Origin of the sequence: Micromonospora sp. NPDC047074 (assembly GCF_040643815.1) — a bacterium.
Classification (GTDB): domain Bacteria; phylum Actinomycetota; class Actinomycetes; order Mycobacteriales; family Micromonosporaceae; genus Micromonospora.
In genome coordinates, this window is sequence record NZ_JBEYVB010000014.1 from 79,723 (window position 1) to 106,335 (window position 26,613).

Sequence of the window (26,613 nt, forward strand, 5' to 3'; positions counted from 1 at the left end):
CAGAAAGAGGTCGCCCTCCGCGTCGGGGACGCGGAGGGCGACCGAGGTGCAGTGGAGAGGCCTACCGGGCTTCGGTGAGGCCGTAGGCGCGGTCGATGGTCTGCACGACGCGATTGCCCGAGCGGTCCCAGGCCTCGGTGCGTACGGAGACCGCCCCGGTGGTCTTCGCCAGCTTCGGGTGTACGACCAGCGCGTGGTAGCTGCCGCCGAGGCCCGGCACGACCACCGCCTGCTTCCAGGTGGCCCCGTCGTCGTACGACACCCAGGTGCGCAGCCCGGCGATCCGGGGCGCGTTCGGCGCCGCGTGCGGCGTGACCTCGAACCGGTACGCCCGCCCCGCCTGCGCGGTGTCGGTGAGCGACAGGTCGAAGTCGTGTTCGAGCTGGATCAACGGCTGCCAGTCGCACGTGCCCGTGCCGATGTTGATCAGCGCGGTGTAGCACTGCGCCGGCTCCCGTACCGTGCCGGTCGCGCCGGCCGAGCGGAACGTCCAGTCGGTGGCGATCCGCTTCGCCAGCGTCTGCCCGGAGAACCGGTCCTCGCGGACGGTCCGCAGGGTGTACTCGCCCGGCTCCGGAGACACCGTCCAGTGCAGGAAGTTCCCCCCGCGGCCCGGCGGCGGGTTCGGGACGATCCGGACGCCGTCCCGTTCGAGCGTCGCCTGCACCCGCCGAGTCCCGGAGACGGAGCTGGTCAGATCCGCCGCCGACGACGAGCGTTCGAGCAGGTAGATGGTGTCCCCGTCCCGGCACGACATGCAGGTGTGGGTCAGGGGCGGGTGGCTCGGCAGGGCGCCCAGCACGACCGGCGGCTGGTGGATCTTCTCCGTCCGGGACAGCGGCCGGGTGAACGTCCCGATGTGGTCGGTGCCGCGGCTGGCGCCGTCGGCCCGGTTGATCACCGTGAAGTACCGCGCCCAGAGGACGTCCGGGCCGGTGACGTTGTAGTACTCGGTGCGGGCGACCGGCACGTCGTAGTCGTGCGCGGCGTTGGCGCTGAACGTCTGGCCGGGGACGAACGTGTGGCTGACCTCGTGCGCGTTCGTCTGGTACTGCGGCGACGGCACCTGGGCGTGCTGCTCGCTGCGCACCTGGACGAGGTCCCGGTGCCGGACGCTGTCGACCGGCTTCGCCGGCATCCGGTCGGCGGTGTGGTGCCGCAGCTTGTACTGGTACGGGCTGACGAGCTGCGCGTCGATGTCGACGTACGGCCGCTTCGCCCCGGCGATCACCTTCGCCACCTTCGCCCCCTGCGCGCCGTCGAGCCAGAGCAGCGGCAGCCGGGGCTTGACGATGTCGTACGGGGGGATCTGGGCGGGCAGGCCGATGTCGTCGCGGCCGACGAAGTACTGGAGCACACCGGCCGCGCCGGCCTTCGCGGCCTGCTCGATCTCGTCGACGAACCAGCTGTTGGCCGGGCTGTCGAGCAGGACCAGCTTGCCCTTGACGTCGCGACCGGCCAGCAGGTCCGCCCGGCTGGCGAGCTGGAGCCGCTGGTCGGTGGCGAACTTCGGCGCGAACTCGCTGTCGGTGAGGTAGGTCGGGTTCACCCGGAGCCGGCCGTTGCCGTGCACGGTGGTGGTGGCCTCCGGCGCGGCGCGGAGCTGCTCGAACCAGGTCCCGTACTGGCCGATCGTTGGCTTGGCCCGGGTCGGTACGACGTGCGTCCGCCAGCTGTAGGCGTGGCCGGGTCCGGTGTACCACATGTTGGAGTAGGTCAGACCGGACGCCGTGGAGAAGGTGCTGCCCATGCCGAGGTGCACCGCCTCGCTCGGCAGCGGCGTGTCGATCTTCTCCAGCTCCACCAGGTCGCGGGCGAGGTCGTACTCCAGGGTGGCGTCACCGCTGATCGTGTACTGCGGGTTCTCCAGCCACGCCTGGTGGCGGAACGCCTCGGTGTCGCCCCAGTAGGCGCCCCAACAGCTCACGTGGTATTCGCCGTCCGGGACGTACCCGACGCCCTGGATGGCGTTCTGGCCCGGCACACCACCCATCATGACCAGGTAGGACGTGTCGTCCCGGAGGTTGCGGAAGTCGCAGGGGGCGTTGCCCATCGCGATGGGGTCACCGGGCACGCCGACGATGCGGGTGGTGATCGTGCGCATCGGCGGCTGCCGGATCAGCCCGACCGCGAGGGTCAGCCGGGTCCCGGTGGCCTCGTCGGTGGCCACGAGCGAACCGGTGTAGCTGCCGATCTCCAGCCCGGCGGCGTCGAGCGAGACGGTGACCTCCCCGGTGCCGCCGGCCGGCACGGTGACCGAGGCGGGGGTGTTCAGGGCGCCGGTGGCGTCACCACCGGAGATCCGGCGCAGGGTCGGGGTCAGGGTCAGGGTGACCGGCTGCGCGGTGGGGTTGTGGTAGCTGACCTGCCGGTCGAGCCGGGGGTCGGTGTTCGGGGAGACGGTGCCGAAGTCGACGTTGACGGTGCCGGTGGTGACCTGCTGACGCACCGCGCGGGCCAGGTCGAGCCGGCCGGCGCCCTGCTCGTAGGCGGTGTGGCCGGCGTCCTTGCTGGTGCCGATCAGCGTCGGCTTGAGCTGGGCGGCGGTCCAGTCCGGGTGCTGCTGGGCCAGCACCGCCGCCGCGCCCGCCACGTGCGGGGTGGCCATCGAGGTGCCGTTCGCCGAGGTGTACCGGTCGTCGACCGGGGTGCCCATCGAGGTGCCGGCGGCGCGGGCCGCGACGATTCCCACGCCGGGCGCGGAGATGTCCGGCTTGATGGCCCGGTCACCGACCCGGGGGCCCCGGCTGGAGAAGTCGGCGAGTTCGTCGGTCTTGGAGGTCGCGCCCACGGTCAGCGCCGCGTCGGCGGCGCCCGGGGCGCCGACGGTGTTCTCCCGGCCGGAGTTGCCCGCGGCGATGACGAACAGGGTGCCCGTCTCGGCGGTCAGCCGGTTCACCGCCTGGCTCGCCGGGTCGGTGCCGTCGGTGGGATCGCCACCGAGGCTCATGCTGACGATCTTCGCGCCGCTGGTGGCAGCCCACTCCATCGCGTCGATGATCCACGACATGTCACCGTTGCCGCCGTCGTTGAGCACCTTCGCGACGAGCAGGTCCGCGCCGGGGGCGACGCCCTTGCGCGCGCCGCCCGAGCCGGCGCCCGAGCCGGCGATGGTGGCCGCGACGTGGGTGCCGTGGCCGTGCCCGTCCGTCACCGACTCGACGCCCGGCACGAAGCTCTTCGAGCCCACGACCTTGCCCCGCACATCCGGGTGGTCGGCGTCGATGCCGGTGTCGAGCACCGCCACCTTCACCCCGCTGCCGTCGAGCCCGGCGGCCCAGGCCTGCGGCGCGCCGATCAGGGGCACGCTCTCGGCGAGGTCGACCTTGACCTTCTGGTCGAGCCACACCTTGCCGACTCCCGAGGCCAGCGACGGTCCGGTGGTCTTCGCCGCCGGTCCACGGGCAGCGGCGACCCGGTCGGCGCCACCGGTCAGCGCGGCCCAGAAGTCACCGACCCTGGCCTTCTCCACGGACAGCCCCGCGCCGGCCACGCTGGGCAGGTCGCGCCGCACGGTGGTGCCGGGCAGCGCTGCCGGGGAAGCCGCCCGCGCCTTCGTACCCGCGCCGTAGCTCACAATCACCGGCATCGTCTGAGCAACGTCGTCGCCGTAACCGTTGCGCGCCAGGTACCGCACGTCGAACAGTTCCTGGTCCAGCAGGCCCCTGGCCACCAGATCCTGCGCCGACTGAGGAATGACGTAGACCCCGGTCGGGTCCGAGTAGGAACGGAACGCGTCCGTCGCGGCGGGGCCGTCGGGCGAGCTGGTCACCGTGGCGCTGCTCCGGCCGTCCGCTCCTTCCACGTACCGCACCCGGTGGCCGGTGATCAGAGTGACGGTCGCCTCAAGGCCCTCGCCGGTTCCGGTGGTCACGGTGGTCGTCGCGGTCGGGTTCGGCACCGGTTCGCCCGCCGTCGGCGCGGCGGTCACCGGTGACGGAACCCCGACGGTGGCGACGGTCACCACGACGGCGAGGCCGCCGGCGACCCCGCCACGCCGTGATCGCCGTGGGATCAGGCTCGACATGAATATTCCTCTCCGAGGGGTGTACGCAGGGGGAACGGATGCGTCCCGTGGAGCTTCGCAGCGGCTTCGACGTCACGGAAGCTGTCCGCCTGCCTGGTTCACGCCACTGGCGTGAATGGGGCACCCCTCCGGAAGGGATCCGCGTCTTCGCAGGTGACGGTGGGTACGGATCGGATCACCCGGCCAGACGAAGAGCCACAGGACCCTTGTCGCCACCGCCGGCCGGGGGCAGCATGACCGGATGCGGGATGATCGACGGTCGTTCCCCGACCTCGGCCTGTCTCCCGGGCAGCAGGCCCTCTACGAGTCACTGGTCGCCAGCGCGGACCCGGTGTCGCCCGACGTCGCCGGAACCGCCGACTTCGCGCGCCTGGCCGAGTTGGGCCTGGCCACCCGGTTGCCCGGCCAGCCTCCCCGGTGGACGGCGGTGGCACCCGACGTCGCGCTGGGCTCCCTGCTGACCGAGCGCCGGGAGTCCCTGCGGGAACTGCGCCAGCGGGTGACCCGGATGGCCGACCGGTTCCAGCGGGCCGCGACCGCCGAACACTCGGAACTGGTCGAGGTGCTGCACGGGCGCGACGCCATCCACGCCGCCTTCCAGAACCTCAGATGCAGCGCCGAGCGGGAGTTGCTGATCTTCGACGCGCCGCCGTACCTGAACGCGTTCGCCCTGCCCGCCGAGGAGGCGGAGCGTCAGGAGGTACGGATGCGCACCATCTACGACCGGGAGGGCGTGGCCATCCCGGGGCGGCTCGCCCGGCTCGCCCGCTTCGTCTCGGCGGGTGAGCAGGCCCGGGTCGCGGACGTGCCGATGAAGTTGATGCTCTGCGACCGGCGGGTGGGCCTCGTGCCGCTGCGACCGGACCTCGCGCTGGAGACCTGCCTGCTGGTCCGCGACTCCGTCCTGCTGTCGGCGCTGCTGGCCCTCTTCGAGAGCTTCTGGGAACGGGCCGTGCCGCTCGACGTGGGGGTGCGGCAGCGGGTCGAGTCGGACCCGGATGCGCCGTCGGACCTCGAACGTGACCTGCTCGCCCTGCTGGTCGCGGGACTGACCGAACAGGACGTCGCCGAGCACCTCGGCTGCCACCCGCGTACCGTCCGCCGGCACATGAACCGGTTGTTCGCCCGGCTCGACGCGGTGACCCGGTTCCAGGCCGGTTACCAGGCCGTCCAGCGCGGCTGGCTGACCGCCGAGGACCGGGAGGAGCTGTGTACGAACTGATCGGTGACGCCGAGGAGACGGCTTACGATCTGCTGCTCGAACGTCCCGGCACCACCCTCGCCGAACTCGCCGCGATGTGGTCGGGGCCGGGCCGTCTGTCCGACGCGCTCGCCCGGCTCGAGGCCGCTGGCCTGGTCGGCGTCCAGCCCGGAAGCCCGCCCCGCTACACCGCGTCCGCCACCGACGTCGTCGCGGGGCTCCTCCAGGAGCGCGAGGCGTCCCTGGACCGGACGCACGACCACGTCCTGCGGCTCACGGAGGCGTACCGGGAGGCCCGCGCCGACGTCGACCCGCACGTCGTCGAGGTGGTGCGTGGCCGCCGCGCGATGGAACAGGCGGTGAACCAGGTCCAGCGCAGTGCCCGGCGAGAGCTGTGCTGCTTCGACAAGCCGCCGTACGTCTATCTGGAGAGCACCGCCGCGACCGACCGGGAACTGCTCGCCGCCGGAGTGCAGAGCCGCTGCATCTACGACCGGGCGGCCGTGGAGGAGAGCGGTGGACTGCCCACGATCGAGGAGCTGATCCGCGCCGGGCAGCAGGCTCGTGTCCTGCCCGACCTGCCGATGAAGATGTACATCGCCGACGGTCAGCGGGCGATCCTGCCGATGCAGCCCGGCCCGATCGGGCAGGAGAGCGCCATCATCGTCCACCCGTCGGCGCTGCTCGACGCGCTGCGTACGCTGTTCGACAGCCTCTGGCACCGGGCGGTGCCCCTGCACCTGCCCGCCCACCGCGCTGGAGGCGAAGGCCGGAACCGGACCACGGAGATCGACGACGGGCGGTTGGTGGTGCTGCTGCTGTCCGGGCTGACCGACGAGGCGATCGCCCGCCAGATCGGCGTCGGGTACCGGACCGTGCAACGGCGTATCGCCACCCTGATGAGCGACCTCGGGGCGCGCACCCGGTTCCAGGCCGGCGTCCAGGCGGCTTTCCGCCAGCTGTCCTCCCGCTCCGGAGGTGGTGGCAGGCCACCGCTGCTCGATTAGCCGCGGTACCCGGGCCCGCCGCCGGCCGTGGTGGAACTGGCACGTCTCAGACGATGGTGACGGGGGGCTCGGCCAGGCGGGGGCGCAGCGGCTGCCTCGGGACCAGCCAGGAGGACTCGGGGGACTGGTCGGGGTTGACCTGCCAGTCGCGGGACACCCGGTCGACGGCGATCGGGTAGATCGTCAGAGCCCCGTCGGGATCGATGCGCAGCCGCAGGAACGCCTTGGCGTCCTCGATGCCCTGGCCGGCGAACAGCTCGTTGATGTTCACCCCGAACGCGCCCGCCACCAGCAGGTACGCCGCCACCAGTTGGCTCGCCGCCAGCCCCGCCACCGGGCCGTAGACCACCGCCGCGGCGACGGCCGGCAGCGGCCACGGCCAGTCGTAGAAGGGCAGGGCCAGCCAGGCCCAGGTGCCGGCGGCGGCCAGCCCGATCTGCGCCAGGCCGTGGCCCACCCCGAGGATCCAGTGCCGGGCGTGCCGTTTCCCGCTGGAACTGGGCGGCTTGGCGAAGAACGCCGCGCTGAGCATCGTGACGATCAGCATCGCCATCAGCGGCACGCTGAACAGCCGCTGCTCCGTACCGCTCGGGTTCGTCACGACACCGGCCATCGCCAGCATCAGCAGCGTGTGCAGGGCGCCCAGCAGTGTGGTGAAGCCCGGGTTGCGCAGCGGCAGCCGGGGGAAGATGCCCCAGCCGTACCGCCGGGAGCGGGCGGCCTCCGGGTAGCGGCCGGCCAGCTCGTACGGGTGGGAGACGCTGGCCCGCCGGGCGAGGGTGTCGCGCGGCGGCACCTCGATACGCTCCGGGAGCCGGTGCGTCGGGTAGAGGTACGCGCCGCCGCTGCCGCAGGTGACGAGCTGCCGGTCCGGGCCGGCGTACCGGGCGTAGTGGTGCAGGTCGCCGGAGACCAGCAGCCGCACCTGGGCCCCGGTGGGCGCCACGATGGTGCGGATGAAGTAGTCGATCGAGTCGTACGCCGTGGGATGGTCGACGGCCTTGACCCACGTCGGCGCCGGCACGGCCACGATCACCCGGCTGCGCGGGCCCAGCCGCTCGGCGACCCTGTCGAAGTAGGTGAGCTGGGGGTCGTCCAGGTACGAGCCGGACTGGTCGTCGAGGCCGAGCAGCCACCAGTCGGCGGGCAGTTCCACCGCGAAGTACGAGCGGGACTGCCCGGTCTCCCAGCCGCCGAAGTGCCGGTCCCGAGACCGGACGAAGAGCCGCAGGAAGGCGGTCAGTCCGTCGTACCAGTCGTGGTTGCCGGGGACCGCGAACAGCGTGGGCCGCTCGGGCGGGGTGACCGGCAGCGCGGCCTGGTAGGGCCCCTTGCACCGGTCCTCGTACGCCTCGAAGGCCGCCGACGGGTAGACCTGGTCGCCGCCCATGACCAGGGTCTGCGCGCGGGGCAACCGGTGCCCGTCGACCTCCAGCTCGGGCTGGGCGAGCAGGTAGGCCACCGAGTAGGTGGCGTTGAAGCCGTCGCCCAGGTCGGCCACGTAGTCCAGCCAGAGCCCGCCGTCCGGCCCGACCTGCCGCGCGATGCCGGCGTCGAGCGAGTTCTGTAGCTCCCGCTTGTCCAGGTACGCCCCGAAGAGCATCGCGAGCAGCGTACGGATGCCGGTGCTGATCAGCAGGAACGGCGCGAGCCACGGCACCGGCTTGCGCGGGGTGAAGCCCAACTCCCGGGGATCGGTGCTGCCTGGCCGGCGCGCGGCCCGCCCACCGGCCGCCTCGCTCGCGTGCGCGCTCCGCTCCGGGTCGTCCTGCGGAGCCACGTCGGGGGCGCGATCGTCGGTCACCCGCCGCAGCGTAGTCCGGGCCCACGGGACCCGCTGTCCGGCGGGCGACGGATCCGGGTCGGATGTCCGGGTCGGCGGACTGAGGGGAACCCGTTCGGCCGGTGGCCGGGTTGTGCCGTACACTTGGCGATCGTTGCCGCCTTAGCTCAGTCGGCTAGAGCGACGCACTCGTAATGCGTAGGTCGACGGTTCGATTCCGTCAGGCGGCTCGGGACGATGCCCTGACCAGCGGAGACGCAGGTCAGGGCATCGCTTGTATCGATGAGGATTTGAGCCCCCCCCCCCGAAAACTCCGCCACGCGACCAGGTGTCGCCGATGGTCTGACCAGGACCCTGGTGCGGCGGGAAAGTTCGAGGGCCTGCCGCGCCGTGCTGGCTGGCGGGTTCTGCTGGCGGGGATGGGCCGCCCGGTTCCGCCGGGGCCTGCGCGGTTGGACGCGCCTTCTCGCCGAGCCTGGCTTGGGCTACCGCTTCCGCTTTGACCGGCAGAAATCTCCAGTACTCAGTACTACCGGCTAGCGGTACTCAGTGATACCGTGTACCGGTACCCGGCGCTACTAGATACCGGATTTGGGGGGCTGGGGTGGAGGATCTGACCGAGATGCTGAAGGGCACGCTTGAGGGCTGCGTGCTCGAAATCATCGGCCGTGAGGAGACCTACGGCTACGCCATCACGCGCCGCCTGAACGAGCTCGGCTTCGCCGACGTCGTCGACGGCACGGTGTACACCATTCTGCTGCGCCTGGAGCGCAACAAGCTCGTCCAGGTGTCGAAGCGGCCGTCCGAGGTGGGTCCGCCGCGCAAGTTCTACACACTCAACGACGCCGGGCGCAGGGAGCTCGCGACGTTCTGGACGAAATGGCAGTACGTCTCCTCGCGGATCGACAAACTCAAGGAGGGCGGGGCATGAACTTCTGGGAGACCATCACGGGCAGCGATCTGACCCGGGAGTGGAAGGCGTTCGAAGCCCGGGCGCAGGCGTTGCCGGCCGACTATCAGGCCGCATGGGGACAGATCGTGACTCACCTCTTCCCGTACGGGAGCTTCACGGGCCGCAACCTGACCCCTATCGCCGACGCCGCTCTCGGGCTGCTCGAGGAAGCCGCAGCCGACGGGCAGCGCATTGACGAGGTGCTCGGCGACGACATTGCCGGCTTCTCGACGGCACTGGCCGGCGGAGCGGGGGCTCGCACCTACCGCGACCGGTGGCGGAGGCAGTTGAACCAGAACGTGGCACGCAAACTGGCCCGGCTAGGAGACTGACGTGAGCATCCGGAACATCATCGAGGGCAAGAAGCAGTGGCGGGCGCACGTCGCCCGGGTCAAGGCTCTCCCGCCCGACTATCGGATCGTCTACCAGGAGATGCAGCGCTACCTGTTCAAGGTCGGGCCGACCGACCTGCTCGACGGGGGCCTGCTCCCTGGCATCGTCGACTTCTTCGAGGAGGGCGTCGCAGCCGGCAAGGGAGTTCTGGAAGTCACCGGCACCGACGTCGCCGCCTTCTGCGATGAGCTGATCAAGGACTCACGCACCTACGCCGACGTCTATCAGGAGTCCCTCCCCAGATAGCTCCAGCATTGTCTATGCGTATAGGTGTGCGTATAGTCAGGTCATGCCCAACAAGACCATCTACGTGTCCGACGACGACCTGCCGCTGTTCCAGCGCGCCCAGGAGCTCGCCGGCGGCACCCTGTCGGCGACCATCGCCGCCGCGCTGCGCCGTTACGTCGAGGTAGAGGAGGGCCGGCAGCAGGGATACGACGATGTCGTCGTGCGCGTCGGACCCGGGCTCGGCCGCAAGCAGCGGTTCTCCGGCGTGCTGCTGGCCGAGATGGAGCGGACCGGCAACGAGCGCGACGAGACCTACCGGGTCTACCGCACCCGCAGCGAGAAGTACGTCGTGCACCTCGAGCGGTCCGAGGCGCATGTGAACACCGGACCGAACGCCGAGAAGTACCGCACCGGCTGGCGCGCCTGGGTCGGCGACTGGAGCGCCAACCAATCCTGGACGCGCATTCCCGCAGACTCCAGCCTGCGCATCGCCGACGACCTCGCCGCGCTGCGCGAGATCATCCCGACCGAGCTTCACGAGCTGGTTCTCGACGCCGTCCACGAACCGACGATCGAGGACCTCGACATCTGATCCACGCCTGACCAGCCACGGACGAGCCGCCGGCTCGCCCGTCGATCACACACGTCCCCACTTCACGGACGAGCCGACAGCGGCCGTCCGGCGATGACCCCTGCCCACGCACAGGAGGCGGCACATGGCAACAGCCAGCCCGGCGATCCGGGTCACCGGATTGCGGAAGTCCTACAAGGAACTACCCGTCCTCAAGGGCGTCGACTTCGAGGTGGCGCGCGGCAGCATCTTCGCGCTGCTCGGCTCGAACGGCGCCGGCAAGACCACGGTCGTGCGCATCCTGTCCACCCTGCTCAAGCCGGACGGCGGCACGGCAAGCGTCCACGGGTTCGATGTCGGGTCCGAGCCGCTGCGGGTGCGCGAATCGATCAGCCTCACCGGGCAGTTCGCCGCCGTCGACGAGATCCTCACCGGCCGGGAGAACCTGGTCATGGTTGCCCGGCTCCGCGGGGTCGGCAACCCCCGCGAGACCGCGGACGAACTGCTCGACCGGTTCGGACTGGCCGACGCCGGCGGGCGCCGCGTCGGGACGTACTCGGGAGGCATGCGCCGCCGGCTCGACATCGCGATGAGTCTCATCGGTGACCCCCCGATCATCTTCCTCGACGAGCCGACCACCGGCCTCGACCCGGAGGGCCGCATCGAGGTGTGGAACGAGATCCAGAAGCTCGCCGGCGATGGGACGACGGTGCTGTTGACCACGCAGTACCTGGAGGAGGCCGAGAAGCTCGCCGACCGGATCGCGATCCTGCACGAGGGCACGATCATCGTCTCCGGCACCCTGGCCGACCTGCGGAAACTGCTGCCACCAGCCCAGGTCGAGTACGTGGAACGGCAGCCCACCCTCGAGGAAGTGTTCCTCTCCGTCGTCGGAAAGCAGGCCTGACCATGACCACTCACGTTCTCCGTGACACCGGCGTGATGCTCGACCGCTCGATCAAGCACGTGACCCGCAGCCTCGACACCATCATCACCGTTACGATCATGCCCATCGCGTTCCTGCTGTTGTTCCGATACGTGTTCGGCGGCGCGATCCAGGCCAACACCGACAACTACGTCAACTACTTGATGCCCGGCATCCTGCTGATCGCGATCGCCAGCGGCATCTCGTACACGGGATTCCGGCTGTTCATGGACATGAAGAGCGGCATCTTCGAACGGTTCCACTCAATGCCGATCGCCCGATCGTCAGTGCTGTGGGGCCATGTGCTGACCTCTCTGGTGTCCAACGGCATCTCCGTGGCGGTCATCCTCGGAGTCGGGCTGGCAATCGGCTTCCGCTCCTCCGCCGGGCTGCTGGCCTGGCTCGCCGTGGCGGCCATACTCACGCTGTTCACCCTCGCCCTGACCTGGCTCGCAGTGATCCCCGGCCTGACCGCGTCCACCCCGGACGGAGCATCCGCCTTCTCGTACCCGCTCATCTTTCTGCCGTTCATCAGCTCAGCGTTCGTCCCCACCGAGACGATGCCCGGCCCAGTGCGGGCCTTCGCCGAGAACCAGCCGGTCACCGCGATCGTCAACGCCATCCGAGCGCTGTTCGAACAACAGCCGGTCGGCAACGACATCTGGATCGCGCTCGCCTGGTGCGCCGGAATCCTGGTCATCGCCTACGCGTTCGCGATGGCCGTCTACCGCCGCAAGATCGCCTGAACCGACCGGGGTCGTGCATGTCCTGCAAGGGGTCGACGGTGCCCCCGCTTACCCCCGAGAACCTCTGCCGATGAACAACTATCGGTGACTAGGGTTGATGAGCTGGCGATAGCGTCTGCGCAGGTCAGCGATGGATGTTGGCGATCGATAACAAGCCGTGGCTCGTGACGTACGGTTGGCGTAGGTCGACGGTTCGGTTCCGTCAGGCGGCTCGGTGAGAAGCCCAGGTCAACGGCCTGGGCTTCGCCTTTTCCGAGGTCGACCACGCCGCCGCCGAGGTGCCGGGCGGCCGATGGTCCGCACTTCGGGCCGTGACCGCCTCATCCAGCCGGTTGGCGACCGCGGCCGGGCCGTCGCCGGACAGCCCCGCGTACCCGTCCAGCGTCTTCGACGCCGAGGCGTGCTGCCGCGGGCAATCATCGCCGGGAAGAGGGCGGTGATATCGCCGGGAGTGCGGTGATCGGGAACAGCAGCCCCACCTACGGTGCAGGGAGCTCTCGGTGCATCGCGAGGTCCTCCACACGGTGCAGTGTTTCCGAGTTACGCGGGCGCAGCATCAGCGACAGTACGGCCTCCGGGACGAAGCGGGCGAACCCGGCGGCCGCCCTCCAGCCCATCCGTACGCGGGTGGTCGTGTCCGAGACGGGCTCCAATGCGAGGCGGACACGAGCGATCCCGAGCGGCCCGGCGTGCGCGTCGAGTTCGAGTAACCGGTTCGGCTCCATCTCGCGTACCACTGTGCGGTCGTCGACCTGCAGCGGCCACGGGCCCACCCGGTGATGGACCCGGGTACCCACTGCGGGCCAGCCCTCGTCGACGGCCCGTATGTGGGCGGCACCGACGACCCAGCTGGCGTAGCTCCAGCCATCCGCGAGCACAGCGAAGATCCGGTCGGGTGGGGTGCGGATGGTTCGACAGACCTCGATCATCACGTCTCCTCGCCTCCGGCCCTGCCGTGCGCCTTCCCGGTCTGGGCGGAGGCAAACGTTGGCTCTCGCGGGGCCGTTGACGGTCCTCATCCAGTCCGCAGGAGGCCGACCCTTGATCACTGACAGCGTCTGGCGCGGCTTCCACCGTCCACGATGGCCGGTTACCCTGATTCAACCCGAAGCGGCGAGTGTGCAGGTGTGCGCAGATGCGTGCACATGGCTCAGTCCCGACGCTCGGATGGGGAGGCTATGTCTGCGGCGGTGTCTGTCAGTGTGCTGGCCGACGGCGTACCCATCGACTGTGGCGGCATGGCCGACGGCCTCGCCGGCTGTTACGGAGCGGTCCCCGCCGTCGGCATCGCCGCTGTAGCGGTGCTGGGTGGTGCCGCTCTCGCCGGTTACACGGCGTTCGCCGTGCTCTTTCCACAGGTGCTCAATGCCCTGCTGGGAGTACCGGTGACGACGGACCTGATGGGCAGCAGGCGGGACTGGAAGGATCCCAGCACACATCCGCACCAGCCGACCCGGCCACCGGACTCGCAACTCGCCGGCGGCGACCCGGTCTACCACCGCCCCGGCGCCACGGCGATCGGCTACGACGAGTCGACCATGCAGAACTTCGACCTCGTCGCACCCGAGCCGGGCTACCACGACGTCGTGGTCCACGGTAAGCGCAACGGGATGTTCCGGCCGGGCCTGATCGGGGCAGACGGTGCTGACCATCCGTCGAACTACACCCACCCGGCCCAGATCGCCGAGGCGATCCGCGGCAACCCGCACTACGACGGCGGGCCGGTGCGTCTGGTGTCCTGCCACTCGGCCACGGTGGCGCCCGACGCGGGTGTCGCACCGCCGGCCCAGCAGGTCGCGGACGCGCTGGGGGTCACGGTCATGGCGCCTACCAATGCGGTCGGTGTGAACCGGTATGGTCCGGTGAGGCAGGTTCCTCGGATCAGGAACGGCGGCCAGTGGGTGACCTTCTATCCCGGCGGGGGGACCGATGGGTGAGCCGGCGTTGCGGTTCGTCGGGATGTTCCGCGAGCTGGGACCGGTCGGCCTGGGCCTGGTCCAGGAGAGCATCTTCGACAACGTCTCCGCCGTGGAGCTGCCGGATGTCGACGAGGTCGTCCGTTACCTGCGAGCGGGGTACGTCCTCATCGACATGATGGACCTGGCCGACGACCCGTTCGACCCGGCGCGACAGGTCATGAACGGGTCGACGATCCGCACCGACGGTGACTGGTTGTGGCGCGACGATCTGGCGTACTACGTCCACCGGCACCGGGTGACCCTTCCCGAGGACTTCCTGGCGCTGATCCGCGAACGCCGCTACGTCATGCCGCACCGGGACGAGGAGCTGCTCCGCGAATGTTCACTGGTGGCCGAGGAACTGATGTTCTGACCCTGGTCAGTCGAATCCGACGCTGGCGAGGCGCCGGCATCACCAGTGCTGGTGATGCCGGCGCCATCGCTGCGGGTTCGTCCCTCAGGCCCGCGGTGTCACCAGCGGGCATCGGGGGACGGGTCGGTCAGGGCGTCACCACCCGGCCGCCGAAGGTCACGACGAGGCGGCCATCCGATGCGAAGGACCAGCCCAGGGCGCCGGTGTACTGGGAGCACCGGGATCCGTTGGAGCCGGACCAGAACTGGTTCGAGCTGTCGGAGTTGCCGATGATCTTGTCGTTCGAACCGCCGTTGCACGAGGTGTTGTTACGGAACACCGAGCTGCCGCCGTCGAAGGTGAAGTTGCGTTCGGCGTTGCCGATGCTGGCGTTGTTCGACACCTGCATCGTGCCCAGGTTGCGGTTGTAGGTGAACCCGTGCTTGCCGTTGTCGTAGGCGATGTTGCCCCGGACGACGTGGTTGACGCCGATGTCCTCGCCGCCGAGCTTGTAGCCGTTGCGGTCGCCGGCCCCGGCCTGGCCGCCGTTGCTGAGGGTGCCGTTGTCGTAGGCGAGGGAGTACTCGATGGTCACCGCCCCGATGGCCCCGGTGTCGGACTTGGTGTAGAGGTCGTACCCGTCGTCGATGTTGTTGTGTGCCACGGTGTAACGGAAGACGTTGCCCGAGCCGACGGTGAGCTTCGGGGCGAAGCCGTCCGCGTCCTCGCCGTCGGAGTCGACGTTGTCGTGTGACACGGTGCTGACCACGAGGTTGTTGGACGGCCACTGGTCCCTGGGCGCGTTGGCCACCAGGCGGGAGAGCTGCAGCCCGGAGTCGCGGTTGTGGCGGGTGACCACCCGCTCGATGATGTTGTAGTTGCCGGCGAGGAGGATGCCGTTGTCGCCGGCGCGCTCCACGATGATGCCCGAGATGTGCCAGTACGACCCGCCCACGGCGAGGCCGCGGTTCGCCGGATCCTCACTCTGGGCCGAGAAATTCAGCACCGGGGTCTCGCCCGCGTACGCGAACAGCTTCTTCCGCGCGCTCGACGTGCCGTTGTTGCCCTGGGCGATGGTGATGGTCTGCGAGTAGCGGTAGGTGCCGCCCCGCATGTAGATCGTCCCACCTGCGGGAATACGGGTGATCGCGGAGGCGAGCGTCGTCGGGTTCGACTCCGTCCCGGAAGCGCTGTCGCTGCCTGTTGGCGCCACGTACAGGACGTTGCCCGACGGCGGCGGAGTCGTCGGCGGCGGCGTGGTCGGCGGCGGCGTGGTGGGTGGCGGAGTCGTGGGGGGCGGGGTGGTGGGGGGCGTGGTCGTCGGCGGAGTGGTCGTCGAGGCGTAGGTCTCGAACTCGGCGACTCGCGGCGTGCCACTCGAACTGGTGATCTCAAAATTGATCTTGCTAAGCGAGATCGGGGCGAAGCTGATTTCGCCCGCCCCGCTGCCGGTGGCCAGGGTGGCGCCGGTGTCGTTGTTGACGACCCGCCACGAGCCGATGACCCCGACAGCGCCGGATGCCTCGCGGATGCTGATCGCGGCGACCGTGGTGGCCGTGCCCCACTTGACCGAGATGCGACCGGTCGAGCCGGTGGGCGACCAGTAGGTGCTCATGTTGCCGTCGATCGCGTTGCCGAAGCTGGTCCCGCTGGCCTTGCTGGAGCCGTCGGCGCCAGCCCCGAGGCTGAGGTTGGGGCCGCTGACGGCGGCCGATACCTGCACCATCGGCAGGGCCACGACGGCGGTGGCGACCGCGGCCAAGGCGACGCTGCCCGCGAGTAGCTTCGGTCTCACTCTGGCTTTCACTGTCGACCTCCTGAGGAGTGGATGCGGCAGTACGCCGTCCTGCGGGCGCGCGCGCCACACGTCCTGTGCCTGCGTCCCTGGCCCCGGCCGGTGACCCGAAACATTGCTGAAACACCAGGCTAGGAAAGCGTTTGCCTGAAGCGCAAGGATCGACATATGCAGGTTTGTTGCAGCTGGGCGCGGTCGCCATCCGCGCCCGGCTCATGCGGCGCCTACCGCCGTCACTTCCCGGGCCGGTGAAAAGGGCGAATCTGCGCGTGCAGGGCGACGCTCCGGCGACCATGGGTGGATGGGGCGATCGTCCGAGCCGGCGCGGGGCGGGAGCATCCTGCGCGGCGAGGAGGACGCCCGGCAGGCGAGCTTCCTGGAGCTGTTCTTCGACCTGGTGCTGGTCTTCGCCCTGACCGGTGTGGTCAGCCGGATGGTGCCGGACCTCCTCTCCGGCGACGTGCGCCTGCAGTGGTTGGCGCTCGTGTACACGCTCGTGCTGGCCCTCCCGCTGCTCTGGCTCTGGACGACGACGGCGTACATCACGAGCCGGTTCGACTGCCGCAACGGATGGATCCAGCTGCTGGTCCTGATCAGCGCGTTCGGCCTGCTGATCATGTCGGCGTCCCTGCCGTACGAGTTCGAGGCGCGCGGTGCCGCCTTCGCCGTCGTGTACGTGCTGCTGCACGTCGGACGCCCTCTGCTGCTGCGGCCGTTGTTGCGGCAGCAGGAGGAGCTGAGAGCGCTCTACGCCCAGGTGGCCATCTGGTCCGGCGTGTCCGGCATGATCTGGCTCACCGGGGCGGTGACGAGCGGCGATCACCGGGTCGCCCTGTGGGTGGTCGCCATCGCGGTGGACCTGGTCGTGGCGCGGTTCAGGTGGCCGGTTCCCGGCGTGCGCCGGCCGCCGGTCAGCGCGTGGGCGATGGCCAGCAGCCGCCACCTCCCCGAGCGCTACCAGCAACTGTTGCTGATCGCGCTCGGCGAGTCGGTGCTCTCCATCGGCCTCACCTACGCCAACCACCCCGCCACGCTCGCCACCACGACGGCCCTGGTGACCACGTTCCTGTCGTCCGTGCTGATGTGGCGGATCTACTTCTACCGCGCCGGCCAGGTGCTGGTCGAGACCGTCGAGATGTCGTCGGACCCGGCGGCTGCCGGCCGGCTGGTGGGCGCGGCGCATGTGCTCATGGTGCTGGGCATCACCGCCGTCGCGACGGGCTCGGACATCGTGCTGGCGCATCCCGGCGGGTCCGCCGAGCCGGCCTGGCTCGTGGTCATCCTCGGCGGGCCGGTGGTCTTCCTGCTCGGCCGCAGCCGGCTGGAACGGGTCGTCTTCAACCGGCTCGCCGTGCGCCGGCTCGTCGGCATCGCCGCTCTGGCCCTGCTGGCGCTGCCGCTGGCGTCGGGCCCGCCGCTGCTCGCCGCCATCGCCGCCGCCGTCGTGCTGCTCGGGGTCGCCGTCGCGGACGCGCGACGCGCCGCCGGCCGCCCATTGGAGGCCCCGTCCCCGTCCGTCTAGCGGAGACTGTCAGGGCCGGCGGCGGGCGAAGATCATTCCGCCGAGCCGGCTCTCGGCCGAGGTGAGCGTCATCTGCGCCTCGACCGTGAACCCGCTCTCGTGCAGCCGGGCCGCCACGCGGTCGGGCTGGCGGCGGTGGACGTGGACCTTCATCGGATGGCCGCCGTAGCCCTGTGTCTTGAGCGTGGCTTCGTCGCCGACGTGGAAGCTGAGCATCAGCGGGCCGCCGGGACGCAACACCCGCCGGAAGTGCGCGAGGACCGCGCCGATCTGGGCGTCGGGGACGTGGATGAGCGAATACCAGGCGACCAGGCCGGCGACCGAGCCCTCCGCCAGATCGAGGTCGGTCATGGAACCGACCTCGAACCTCAGCCCGGGGTGGTCACGCCGCGCCACCTCGACCATCCCGGGCGAGAGGTCGATGCCGAAGGCGTCGACGCCAAGCTCGTGCAGGTAGGCGGTGATGCGCCCCGGGCCGCAGCCCACGTCCGCGACCGGCCCGCCACCGGCGGCCTGCACGAACTCGGCGAACAGCGTCAGCGCCGCCCGTTCGTAGGGCGTTTCGGCCAGGAGGTCGCGCAACTGGTCCGCGTAGCTGGCAGCCACCGTGTCGTAGGAGGTGCGCGTGTCCGCCAACCAGCTCTCGACATCCATGGCGGCGACCCTAGGCCAGGGACCGGTCGGGCCGTCGGACCGCGTCGCGGGTCGCTAGTCGCCCGTCAGGTCGCGGCGCACGGCGACCAGGGCCACCCCGCTGGCGAGGAGCGCCCAGGCCGCGGTGATCACGAGATTGCGGCTGTCGCCGGTGCCGGCCTCCAGGAAGGCGGAGAACGGCAGCGGCGCCTTCAGCCTGCCGATCAGGCCCTCGACGAAGACGAACCATCCGGCGTAACCCAGGAAGACCCAGGTGGAGCGGCGTACGATCGCTGCGTTGGCGGCGCCGAACACGGCCATGACCGGCACGACGGCCAGGGTGTCCGTGTAGTGGGTCGGGTCGCCCTTGACGAGCACCGGGACACCGCTCACCGCGGCGACTGCCACGGCCACGATCACGCTGGTCAGCACCTGGCCGATCAGCACCGTCATCCGGTTCGGCCGGGCCAGGTAGAGCAGGACGGCCGTGCGGTGCTGGTGGTGCTGGGCCACGATCATGACGGCGAGCCCGAACGCTCCCATCCCGGCCAGCAGCCCCCAGGCGTCGACGTTGAACCAGCCGAAGAGCATGCCGAGGGCGCTGAACACGACGATCGAGATCTGGCTGGACCGGATCGTCGCCACCCGGTACAGCTCGCTGCGTAACAGCGCGTACATCAGCCCGCCGCCAGGTCGAGGAAGATCTGTTCGAGGTTCGGGGTGTCGACGGTCATCTCGTAGATCGGCACCCGCGCGTCGAAGGCGATGTCACCGGCCTGCTCCGGGGAGAGCCCCACCACCTCCAGCGCGTGCCCGTCGGTGGTGACCTGTCCGCCGAAGCTTTCGAATGCCTGCCACAGCCGCCGCGGGTCGCGACCGCGGACCCGCAGGCGGCGTCGCGAGGCGTCGTACAGGTGGGTGAGGGGTGCCTCGCATCTGAGCCTGCCCTTGGCGATGACGACGACGTCGTCGATGAGCTGGGCCAGCTCGGACAGCAGGTGGCTGGAGATCAGCACGGTCCCGCCCTTGCCGGCATGGTCGCGCAACAGCTGGCGGAGCCACGCGATGCCTTCCGGGTCCAGGCCGTTCGCCGGTTCGTCGAGGACGAGGACCGGCGGGTCGCCCAACAGCGCGGTCGCCACCGCCAGCCGCTGGCGCATCCCCAGCGAGTAGTCGCCGCTGCGCTTGTCGGCGGCATGCGCCAGCCCCACGTGTTCGAGCAGCGAATCCACCCGGGAACGGCTCGCGCCCGCGACGATGGCCTGGGCGACGAGGTGGGCGCGGCCGGTCTGCCCGGGATGGCTGATGCCCTGGTCGAGGACCGCGCCGACCTGCCGCAGCGGGTGTGGGAGGTCGCGGTACCTGGTGTTGTTGATCAACGCCTGCCCGGAGGTCGGCCGCGTCAGACCGAGCAGCATCCGCAAGGTCGTGGTCTTGCCCGCGCCGTTGAGCCCGAGGAATCCGGTGACCCTGCCGGGCCTGGCGGAGAAGTTGAGACCGTCCACGGCTGTGACACGGCCGTACGCCTTGGTGAGGTCGAGGGCCTGGATCACCCGGGCATTATCCCCGGGCGTCCCATCGGTGCCAGCCCGCCGGGGTGCCTGGCCAGGAACCCCGTGCCGGCCCGCCGGCAGCCTCGGGGCATCGCGCCATCGCTTGTCTTCGACCTACAATCGCGGCCCGGACAGCGCTGCCCGCTGCTGACGACGGCCCCTGCGAGGCGGGTGTGGGCACTTGACGATCGACCGTACGACGACGATCCCGACCGACGAGCAGATCCGGGCGCTGCACGAACGGTACGCGCCGAGCGAGGAAGCCTTCACGCTCGTCTACACCCACTGCCAGATCGTCTGCGCCGTGGCGGAGCAACTGCTCGACAGGTACGACTCGCCCCTCGACGTCGCACTGGTGCGTGCGGGAAGCCTGCTGCACGACATCGGCGTCTACCGCCTGTACGGCGTGACGGGGCAACTCGATCACGAGAACTACGTCCGGCACGGGGTGCTGGGGCAGGCGTTGCTCCGTGATCTCGGATATCCCGAGCTGGTCAGCAGGTTCTGTGCCCACCACACCGGCGTGGGGCTCACCCGTACGGACGTGCTGCGGCAGCGCCTGCCGCTCCCGGTGGACGACTACACGGCCGACACCGTGGAGGAACAACTGGTGATGTACGCGGACAAGTTCCACAGCAAGACGACGCCGCCCACGTTCGTGACAGCGGCGTCGTACGCTGCCGGCGTGCGGCGGTTCGGTGCGGACAAGGTGGTCCGGTTCGCGGCGCTGGTGGAGAAGTTCGGTGAGCCGGACCTCCCACCACTGTCCCGCCGGTACCAGCAGCCGCTGATCTGAGGCACCTGTCGGTGGAGGCCGCTACCCTCCCGGCGTGACTGATCTTTCCGAGGGTGTGCGGTTGCCGACCAGCGAGGAGGAGGCCCGGTTCTGGGCCCTCGTCGAGTCGGCCTGGGAGCGGCTCGGCGACGAGCCCGCGGCGCACCGACGGGCGCTGCTCACCCGAGAGCCCGGCGTCGACGACGAGGGTGCCTACGCCATCGGCGCGTGGCTCGACCGGTTCCTCGACAACCTCCGCGAGCTCAGCGCGGGCCTGTCCGGCCGGGAGCTCACCGACCTCGACCGGGTGCTGGAGCGCAAGCTGCACGACATCGACCGGGCCGACGTGCACGAGGTGACCGACGGCTCCGACGACGGTTTCCTCTACTGTCGCGGGTTCATCGTCGCGCTCGGGCGCGACTTCTACGAGGCAGTGAGCGTCGACCCCACCATGGCCGTCCCCGACGCCGACTGCGAGGCGATGTGCTACTTCTTCGGCCGCCTGCACCGGGAGCGGTTCGGCGACTGGCCGGTCACCGGCTCGGGCATCTCCCGGGAGTCCTGCACCAATCCGGCGGGCTGGCGCGAATGACCACCCGGGCGCGGGCCAGCGACGCCGGCCGTCGGGCGCCCGGGGGTGCATCCTGATATCGGCCCATCCATCAGCCTGTGGAGGCATTTCATGCAGTACGCACCCGTCGTCGTCAGCCTGCCGATAGCCGACCGCCCCACCTCCTACCGCTTCTACTCGGAAGGGCTCGGCCTGGACGCCGTCGGTGAGCCGGCGGACGACGGCATCCCCGAGCCGTTGCAGTACGCGCTCAACGACGGCCTCCGCATCATGCTGGTGCCGACCGGCGGCTTCGGCTGGGCCATCGGCCACCACGAGGTGGCCCGGCGCGGGCAGAGCGAGTGCGTCGTCAGCCTCCCGGTCGCGACGCCGGCCGAGGCCGACCAGCTCGTCGAGCGGGCCCGGGCCGCCGGCGCGGAGATCGTCGTCGAGCCGGGGCAGCAGCCCTGGGGCTACACGGGTTCCTTCACCGACCCCGACGGCCACCTGTGGATGGTGCTCGCGGAACCACACTGACGCCGACCGCCGCCCCCGCCGCTCCCGGGAGAGCTGGGGCAGCCGATCTGACGACCGGCTGCGACCTGGGCCGCCACGGTGCGTGCGGCTGCGACCTGGGCCGCCACGGAGCGCCCGGCTCCGACCCGGGCCGACACGAAGCGGACGGCCCGGGTCGGGAAGGACCTGGGCCGTCCGCTGACGGGGCTGGCGTGTGGAACGCGGATCAGAGGGGCCGCTGCGGGTATCCGGCGGTGCCGACTCCCGGGGCACCCTCGACGTCGCCCGGCACGTACGCCTGGCCGTTCGTGGTGTGCGGCCGGTTGTCGAAGTCGGTGTCGTGGCGGTGCCCCGCCGTGCCGGCGTAGCCGACGTCCGGCGTGCCGACACCGAGGCCGTTGTCGATCGTGCCGTTGTCGATCGTGCCGCGCCAGGCGCCGCTCTCCACGCCTCGCTCCTCGATGTACGACTTGAACCTCCGCAGGTCGGACTCGGCCTGCCGCTCGATGATGTTGAGCTTGTCGCCGGCCTTCTCGACCAGGCCCTCCGGCTCGAACTCCAGGTGCAGGCGGACCATGGTGCGGTCGGCGCCGACGGGCTGGAAGTAGACGGCCCCGGCGTTGGTCACACCCTCGGTGGCCGCCCAGGCCACCTTCTGGTCGGGCAGCTGCTCCAGCACACGGGCGTCCCACTCGCGCTGGACCCCGGCGATCTCGGCGACCCAGTGCATCCGCCTGTCGTCGAGCTGGCGCACCTCGCGGACGCCGCCCATGAAGCGGGGGAACTCCTCGAACTGGGTCCACTGGTTGTAGGCGGTGCTGACCGGGACGTGCACCTCGATGGACTTCTCGACCGTGGTGGTCACGGGCAATCCTCCTTCTCAGGTCTACCGCTCTCGTCGCTGCGGAGAATCGCTGCGGAGAGCCGTCGTCGTCACCTGAACTCCTACCCCCGGTTCGGGCGTTCAATCACGGGACCCGCCAAGACGCCACAAGGGACGGTCGGTCAGCCGGCCGCCTGCTCGGGCAGTTCGCGCAGGTGGCGGACCGGCGAGAAGACCACCCACAGCACCCCGGCGACCGCCCCGGCCGTCGCGATCCACAGTGCCGGGCGTACGCCGAGGGCGCTGCCGAGCGCGCCGCCGAGCAGCGCGCCGATCGGCCGGACGCCGTAGTTGATGGTGCGCCGGGCGCCGGTGATCCGGGCCAGCAGCGTCTCCGGGGTGAGCGCGGTCTGCACGGACCCGACCGTGATGTCGAGCATCATCACCCCGACGGCGGAGAGGAACTCGGCGGCGAAGAGCATCCCGACCACCAGCGGCGTCGGCCCCCCGGCGAGCGGGATGAGCACCAGGGGCGCGGGAAAGAGGAAGAACCCGGCCAGCAGCGTCGGGCCGATGCCGAAGCGGCGTACCAGCCGGCCGGTGAGTGCCGCGCCGATCAGGCCGCCCACCGCGCCCGCGCCCAGTACGGCGCCCAGCAGGCCCGGTGTGAGGCCCAGCTCCTGCGTGGCGTAGAGCACGAACAGCGCGATGAACATGAAGTTGAACAGGTTGATCGTGGTGGTGCCGAGCACGGTCGCGCGCATCATCGGCGTCCGCGCGATGAACCCCAGCCCGGCGCCGAGGGCCAGGCCGCCGCCGCGGGCGGGCGCCGGCTCCGTCGGCCGGATCCGCACCAGGAAGTACGCGGACACGAGGTAGGACAGTGCGTCGGCGACCAGGGCGATCGGCGCGGTGAGCACCTGCACCAGGACACCGCCGATGCTCGGCCCGGCCACCAGGGACATCGCCCGGCTGCCGTTGATCAGGGTGTTCGCCTCGACGTAGTCGGACCGGCGCACGACGGAGACGAAGAGTGGCCCCCGGGCGACCTCGAAGATCAGGGCGAGGGTGCCGACCGTGAAGGCCACCACGTAGAGCTGGGCCAGCGTGAGCACGTCCAGCAGGTAGGCGACCGGCACGGCGGTGAGCAGCAGCGCCCGGCCGAGGTCGGTGAGGATCATGAGCCGGCGCTTGTGCGGGTAGCGGTCCACCCAGGCGCCGGCGAGCAGCGAGAAGAGCAGGTTCGGGATGAGCGCGGCGGCGGTCAGGTAACCCATCTCGGCGGGCGTGGCCTGGAACACCAGCACGGCCAGCAGCGGCAGGGCGAGGGTGGAGATCTCGTCGCCGAAGTACGACACGGTCTGCGCCGACCAGTACCGGCGGAACACCCGCTCGCGCAGCAGCCGGGGCAGCGGACCGCGTGGCGGCCCGCCGCGCGCGGCGGTGACCGGGGTGGCCGTCGCCTCGGCGCTCATCGGGCGCCGCCCCGCCCGCCGGAGGTGCCCGCCTGCTCGCCGCCGGTGGTGCCGTCCGGCTCGCCGCCGGTGGTGCCGTCCGGCTCGCCGCCGGTGGTGCCCTCCGGCTCGCCGCCGGTGGTGCCATCCTGTCCGGCGGCGGAGGCGCCGGACGGCGGTGGGTCGGTGAGGACGGCCAGGTGCATGAGGCTGACCTTCCGGCTGCCGGCCGGGCGTTTCGCCGGGTCGGTGATCCGGTCGTCGTACTCGGCGAGCAGGGCGTCGATCCGGGCGTTCAGCTCGGCCATCTCCTCGGCGGTGACGTGCACCGGCCGGTCGCTGAACCCGGTGACCGCCCGCCACCGGGCCGGCTCCTCGGCCCGCCTGGTCAGGAACTCCTCGGCGCGGCGGGTGTAGAGGGCGAGCTGGACGGCGTTCAACTCGTCGACGGCTGCCCGCGTCTGCGGGTCGTCGGAGGCGTCGTCCCAGGAGGTGTTGAGGGCGGTCGCCCGCCAGGGCCGCTCCCGGGCGTCGGCGGCGGGCGCCCGCTCGGCCAGCCCGTACTTGGCGAGCTGGCGGAGGTGGAACGAGCAGTTCGGCACGGTCTCGCCGAGCCGTTCGGCGGCCTGGGTGGCGGTCATCGGGCCCTGCTGCCGCAGCAGCCCGATCAGGGCCATCCGCAGCGGGTGCGCGTAGCCGCGCAGGGCCTTGGGGTCGGTGAGTTTCACCTCGGGCAGCGACATACCCTAAAGCTATCTTTATAAAGATGTCTTTAGCAACCGCCCGACCCTGCTGACCCCCCACCCCCCCCGCCACCCCCCGGCCAACCCCCGCCCCCGCGATCTTGCAGTTTCTGCCCCGACGAATTACGCATATTGCTCATAACGTGGGCCTCAAGTGCAAGATCGGCGAGGTGCCGCGGGGGTGGGAAGCTCAGCGGTAGATCGAGGCGACGTAGTCCGGGCCGTAGTGGCGTTCCAGGTCCGCCAGGTCCGCCGCCGGGTACTCGACCTCCTTGACCAGCCGGGCCCGGGTCGGCAACGCGCCCGGCTGCCAGGTCTCCGGCTGCCACAACCGGCCGCGCAGGAACGCCTTCGCGCAGTGGTAGAAGATCTGCTCGATCTCCACCATCACGGCGAGGACCGGGCGGTGCCCCTCGACCACCATGTCGTCGAACCATGGGGCGTCGCGGACCAGCCGGGCCCGGCCGTTGATCCGCAGCGTGTCCGTGCGCCCGGGAATCAGGAAGATCAGCCCGACGTGCGGGTTGTCCAGGATGTTGCGGTAACCGTCGGCACGCCGGTTGCCCGGCCGCTCGGGGACGGCGATGGTCCGGTCGTCCAGCACCTTCGCGAAGCCGGGCGGGTCGCCCTTCGGCGAGACGTCGCAACTGCCGTCCGCGCCGGCCGTCGCCACCAGGCAGAACGGCGACGCGGCGAGCCACTCCCGGTCCCGTGGGTGCAGGACGGGCCGCTCCTTGCCCAGCGCCCGCGGCGTCGGCGCCCCCAGCAGCTCGCGCAGCTCCTCGTGCGAGGTGATCTCCACCGTCACGTGAACCTCCCCCGTGCGTTGTCCCAGGTGGCGGTGTGCCACGTTCCGCCAGCCTAGGAGAGCGCGGCCAGCGCGAGGTTTGCCCCTCGTCGGCAGGGGTACCGCCTCACCCGAACCGCCCGCGGAGACGGAGCAGTGGAGGCCCGATGGAGAGCCGACTCAAGGTGCTGGGCCACCCCGTCCACCCGATGCTTGTCATGTTCCCGGTCGGCCTGCTGGTCACCGCGGTCCTGTTCGACCTGGTGGACACCGTGGGCGGGCCGGACTTCCTCGGCGAGGTCGCGTACTGGAACATCACCGTCGGCCTCGTCGGTGGACTGCTGGCCGCGGTGGCCGGGACGTTCGACCTGCTGGCCATCCCGCAGGGCACCCGCGCCAAGCGGGTGGCGTTGACCCACGCCGCCGCCAACCTGGCGGTGCTCCTGCTCTTCGCCGCGATCTGGGTGGTCCGGCTCAACGCCGACTCCCGGGCCGCCGGCGGCGCGCTGATCGCCATCGAGGTGGTCGCGCTGGCCATCCTCGGCGTCAGCGCGTGGCTGGGCGGGGAACTGGTGGACCGGCTCGGTGTCGGCGTGGACCGGGAGGCCGACCTGGACGCGCCCAGCTCACTGCGACCCGCGGCGGCCACCCAACGGATCGGAGGGGCGCAATGAGCGAGCGCAGCGAGCGAATCATTCGGCTCAGTGCGGTGTTGCCTCGTGGCGGCCCGGAGCGGAGCGGAGGGCCGGCATGAGCGAGCGTGACGGAGGGCCGGCACAGGGCGGCGGGCCCGGCCGGGGCTGGCGCGGCCGGCAGCAGGGCTGGGACCCGATGGGTGAGCTCCAGTCCCTGCGTACCGAACTGCGCCGGCTGGTCGGTGGCCGGGCCGGGCCGCCGGACGTCGAGCTGGCCGAGACCGCCGACGGCTGGGAGGTCGTGGTGCGGCTGCCCGGGGTGGCGCCGGAGGAGGTGGCGGTCGAGCTGGACGACCGCGAGCTCTGCGTCCGGGCCCGCTCCGAGGCCGAGGTCAACGCCGACCACGGCATCCCCGGCGGCTTCGAGACGCGGGGCTTCGAGTACCGGGTCGACCTGCCGTCCCGGGTGGACCCCGACGCCATCGACGCGGTCATGGACCACGGCCTGCTCCGGGTGCGGCTGCCCCGGGCCGCCCGGCCCGCGCCCCGCACCATCACCGTCGGCCGCACCGGCCCCCGCCCAGGCGGCATCACCGGGGGTACGCCGACAGTCGTCGACCCGGCAGCGGACCGGGAGATGCACCACCCCGACATCGCCCTCGGCGAGACCGACCGACCGTAGCC

General features: G+C 70.8%; 26 protein-coding genes, 1 tRNA gene and 1 pseudogene. 17 read left to right on the plus strand and 11 right to left on the minus strand.

Annotated features, from left to right (window positions below; translation table 11 throughout):
- Nucleotides 1–61 precede the first annotated feature (61 nt).
- Complete coding sequence (locus ABZ809_RS19015) at nt 62–4,027, minus strand: S8 family serine peptidase (RefSeq protein WP_357563825.1); 3,966 nt, start codon at nt 4,025–4,027, stop codon at nt 62–64.
- Between the two features lie 241 nt (nt 4,028–4,268).
- Here ABZ809_RS19015 and ABZ809_RS19020 point away from each other — a divergent pair, with 241 nt between their 5' ends.
- Both ABZ809_RS19020 and ABZ809_RS19025 read left to right on the plus strand, forming a co-directional pair.
- Nucleotides 4,269–5,249 carry a LuxR C-terminal-related transcriptional regulator gene (locus ABZ809_RS19020; protein WP_357563827.1) on the plus strand — a complete coding sequence of 327 codons (981 nt, stop codon included), beginning with the start codon at nt 4,269–4,271 and terminating at the stop codon, nt 5,247–5,249.
- Complete coding sequence (locus ABZ809_RS19025) at nt 5,237–6,235, plus strand: hypothetical protein (protein WP_357563828.1); 999 nt, start codon at nt 5,237–5,239, stop codon at nt 6,233–6,235. Before ABZ809_RS19020 ends, ABZ809_RS19025 begins: the two co-directional genes overlap by 13 nt.
- Nucleotides 6,236–6,281: 46 nt before the next feature.
- On the opposite strand, the gene ABZ809_RS19030 is transcribed toward ABZ809_RS19025, so the two are convergent.
- Nucleotides 6,282–8,015, minus strand: a complete 1,734-nt coding sequence (locus tag ABZ809_RS19030; protein WP_357563918.1) for a metallophosphoesterase — start codon at nt 8,013–8,015, stop codon at nt 6,282–6,284.
- A 159-nt stretch (nt 8,016–8,174) separates the two neighbouring features.
- On the opposite strand from ABZ809_RS19030, the gene ABZ809_RS19035 reads away from it, so the two are divergent.
- The 7 genes from ABZ809_RS19035 to ABZ809_RS19065 all read left to right on the plus strand — a co-directional run bounded on the left by ABZ809_RS19035 (nt 8,175) and on the right by ABZ809_RS19065 (nt 11,833).
- Nucleotides 8,175–8,248 (plus strand) — tRNA-Thr (locus tag ABZ809_RS19035).
- Between the two features lie 374 nt (nt 8,249–8,622).
- Nucleotides 8,623–8,949, plus strand: a complete 327-nt coding sequence (locus tag ABZ809_RS19040) for a PadR family transcriptional regulator (RefSeq protein ID WP_357563830.1) — start codon at nt 8,623–8,625, stop codon at nt 8,947–8,949.
- Nucleotides 8,946–9,302: a DUF1048 domain-containing protein gene (locus ABZ809_RS19045; protein WP_357563831.1), complete on the plus strand. Its 357-nt coding sequence runs from the start codon at nt 8,946–8,948 to the stop codon at nt 9,300–9,302. Before ABZ809_RS19040 ends, ABZ809_RS19045 begins: the two co-directional genes overlap by 4 nt.
- 1 nt (nt 9,303) lies before the next feature.
- Nucleotides 9,304–9,609 carry a DUF1048 domain-containing protein gene (locus ABZ809_RS19050; RefSeq protein WP_357563832.1) on the plus strand — a complete coding sequence of 102 codons (306 nt, stop codon included), beginning with the start codon at nt 9,304–9,306 and terminating at the stop codon, nt 9,607–9,609.
- Between the two features lie 43 nt (nt 9,610–9,652).
- Complete coding sequence (locus tag ABZ809_RS19055; RefSeq protein ID WP_357563833.1) at nt 9,653–10,183, plus strand: EXLDI protein; 531 nt, start codon at nt 9,653–9,655, stop codon at nt 10,181–10,183.
- Nucleotides 10,184–10,307: 124 nt separating this feature from the next.
- Nucleotides 10,308–11,069, plus strand: coding sequence for an ATP-binding cassette domain-containing protein (locus tag ABZ809_RS19060; RefSeq protein ID WP_357563834.1), 762 nt, complete (start codon nt 10,308–10,310; stop codon nt 11,067–11,069).
- 2 nt (nt 11,070–11,071) lie between these two features.
- On the plus strand, nt 11,072–11,833 hold the full coding sequence (locus tag ABZ809_RS19065) for an ABC transporter permease (RefSeq protein WP_357563835.1): 762 nt from the start codon (nt 11,072–11,074) through the stop codon (nt 11,831–11,833).
- Between the two features lie 479 nt (nt 11,834–12,312).
- On the opposite strand, the gene ABZ809_RS19070 is transcribed toward ABZ809_RS19065, so the two are convergent.
- Nucleotides 12,313–12,762, minus strand: coding sequence for an SRPBCC family protein (locus ABZ809_RS19070; RefSeq protein ID WP_357563919.1), 450 nt, complete (start codon nt 12,760–12,762; stop codon nt 12,313–12,315).
- 261 nt (nt 12,763–13,023) lie between these two features.
- Between ABZ809_RS19070 and ABZ809_RS19075 the strand changes: the two genes are divergently transcribed.
- The gene (locus ABZ809_RS19075) at nt 13,024–13,770 is read left to right on the plus strand and encodes a hypothetical protein (RefSeq protein ID WP_357563836.1); all 747 of its coding nucleotides are present in this window, start codon (nt 13,024–13,026) and stop codon (nt 13,768–13,770) included.
- Nucleotides 13,763–14,164, plus strand: a complete 402-nt coding sequence (locus ABZ809_RS19080; RefSeq protein ID WP_357563837.1) for a hypothetical protein — start codon at nt 13,763–13,765, stop codon at nt 14,162–14,164. The genes ABZ809_RS19075 and ABZ809_RS19080 overlap by 8 nt, the downstream gene beginning before the upstream one ends.
- A gap of 127 nt (nt 14,165–14,291) precedes the next feature.
- On the opposite strand, the gene ABZ809_RS19085 is transcribed toward ABZ809_RS19080, so the two are convergent.
- Complete coding sequence (locus ABZ809_RS19085) at nt 14,292–15,938, minus strand: cellulose-binding protein (protein ID WP_357563838.1); 1,647 nt, start codon at nt 15,936–15,938, stop codon at nt 14,292–14,294.
- A gap of 301 nt (nt 15,939–16,239) precedes the next feature.
- On the opposite strand from ABZ809_RS19085, the gene ABZ809_RS19090 reads away from it, so the two are divergent.
- Nucleotides 16,240–17,460, plus strand: a complete 1,221-nt coding sequence (locus tag ABZ809_RS19090; protein ID WP_357563839.1) for a low temperature requirement protein A — start codon at nt 16,240–16,242, stop codon at nt 17,458–17,460.
- A gap of 9 nt (nt 17,461–17,469) precedes the next feature.
- On the opposite strand, the gene ABZ809_RS19095 is transcribed toward ABZ809_RS19090, so the two are convergent.
- From ABZ809_RS19095 to ABZ809_RS19105, 3 genes are read right to left on the minus strand one after another with little or no spacing between them, the layout of a single operon-like run.
- The gene (locus tag ABZ809_RS19095; RefSeq protein ID WP_357563840.1) at nt 17,470–18,114 is read right to left on the minus strand and encodes a class I SAM-dependent methyltransferase; all 645 of its coding nucleotides are present in this window, start codon (nt 18,112–18,114) and stop codon (nt 17,470–17,472) included.
- Between the two features lie 54 nt (nt 18,115–18,168).
- The gene (locus tag ABZ809_RS19100) at nt 18,169–18,771 is read right to left on the minus strand and encodes a hypothetical protein (protein ID WP_357563841.1); all 603 of its coding nucleotides are present in this window, start codon (nt 18,769–18,771) and stop codon (nt 18,169–18,171) included.
- Nucleotides 18,771–19,646 (minus strand): ATP-binding cassette domain-containing protein, encoded by an 876-nt coding sequence (locus ABZ809_RS19105; protein ID WP_357563842.1) that lies wholly within the window; start codon nt 19,644–19,646, stop codon nt 18,771–18,773. Before ABZ809_RS19105 ends, ABZ809_RS19100 begins: the two co-directional genes overlap by 1 nt.
- 181 nt (nt 19,647–19,827) lie before the next feature.
- Here ABZ809_RS19105 and ABZ809_RS19110 point away from each other — a divergent pair, with 181 nt between their 5' ends.
- From ABZ809_RS19110 to ABZ809_RS19120, 3 genes are all read left to right on the plus strand, one after another.
- Nucleotides 19,828–20,442 carry an HD domain-containing protein gene (locus ABZ809_RS19110; RefSeq protein ID WP_357563843.1) on the plus strand — a complete coding sequence of 205 codons (615 nt, stop codon included), beginning with the start codon at nt 19,828–19,830 and terminating at the stop codon, nt 20,440–20,442.
- A gap of 34 nt (nt 20,443–20,476) precedes the next feature.
- Nucleotides 20,477–21,013 carry a DUF4240 domain-containing protein gene (locus ABZ809_RS19115; protein ID WP_357563844.1) on the plus strand — a complete coding sequence of 179 codons (537 nt, stop codon included), beginning with the start codon at nt 20,477–20,479 and terminating at the stop codon, nt 21,011–21,013.
- Between the two features lie 90 nt (nt 21,014–21,103).
- Nucleotides 21,104–21,508 (plus strand): VOC family protein, encoded by a 405-nt coding sequence (locus ABZ809_RS19120; RefSeq protein ID WP_357563845.1) that lies wholly within the window; start codon nt 21,104–21,106, stop codon nt 21,506–21,508.
- Between the two features lie 394 nt (nt 21,509–21,902).
- On the opposite strand, the pseudogene ABZ809_RS19125 reads toward ABZ809_RS19120, so the two are convergent.
- The 4 genes and pseudogenes from ABZ809_RS19125 to ABZ809_RS19140 all read right to left on the minus strand — a co-directional run.
- Nucleotides 21,903–22,352 (minus strand): annotated as a pseudogene (locus ABZ809_RS19125) (SRPBCC family protein); the annotation flags it as partial.
- A gap of 140 nt (nt 22,353–22,492) precedes the next feature.
- A complete protein-coding gene (locus tag ABZ809_RS19130) occupies nt 22,493–23,785 on the minus strand; it encodes an MFS transporter (protein WP_357563846.1) in 1,293 nt (430 codons plus the stop codon).
- A complete protein-coding gene (locus ABZ809_RS19135; RefSeq protein WP_357563848.1) occupies nt 23,782–24,507 on the minus strand; it encodes a helix-turn-helix domain-containing protein in 726 nt (241 codons plus the stop codon). Before ABZ809_RS19135 ends, ABZ809_RS19130 begins: the two co-directional genes overlap by 4 nt.
- Nucleotides 24,508–24,697: 190 nt before the next feature.
- Nucleotides 24,698–25,315 carry a pyridoxamine 5'-phosphate oxidase family protein gene (locus ABZ809_RS19140; RefSeq protein ID WP_357563849.1) on the minus strand — a complete coding sequence of 206 codons (618 nt, stop codon included), beginning with the start codon at nt 25,313–25,315 and terminating at the stop codon, nt 24,698–24,700.
- A 146-nt stretch (nt 25,316–25,461) separates the two neighbouring features.
- Here ABZ809_RS19140 and ABZ809_RS19145 point away from each other — a divergent pair, with 146 nt between their 5' ends.
- Together ABZ809_RS19145 and ABZ809_RS19150 are read left to right on the plus strand one after the other, a co-directional pair.
- Entirely contained in the window at nt 25,462–25,968 is a 507-nt protein-coding gene (locus ABZ809_RS19145; protein WP_357563851.1) for a DUF2231 domain-containing protein, read from the plus strand.
- Nucleotides 25,969–26,044: 76 nt separating this feature from the next.
- Nucleotides 26,045–26,611, plus strand: coding sequence for an Hsp20/alpha crystallin family protein (locus ABZ809_RS19150; protein WP_357563852.1), 567 nt, complete (start codon nt 26,045–26,047; stop codon nt 26,609–26,611).
- Nucleotides 26,612–26,613 lie beyond the last annotated feature (2 nt).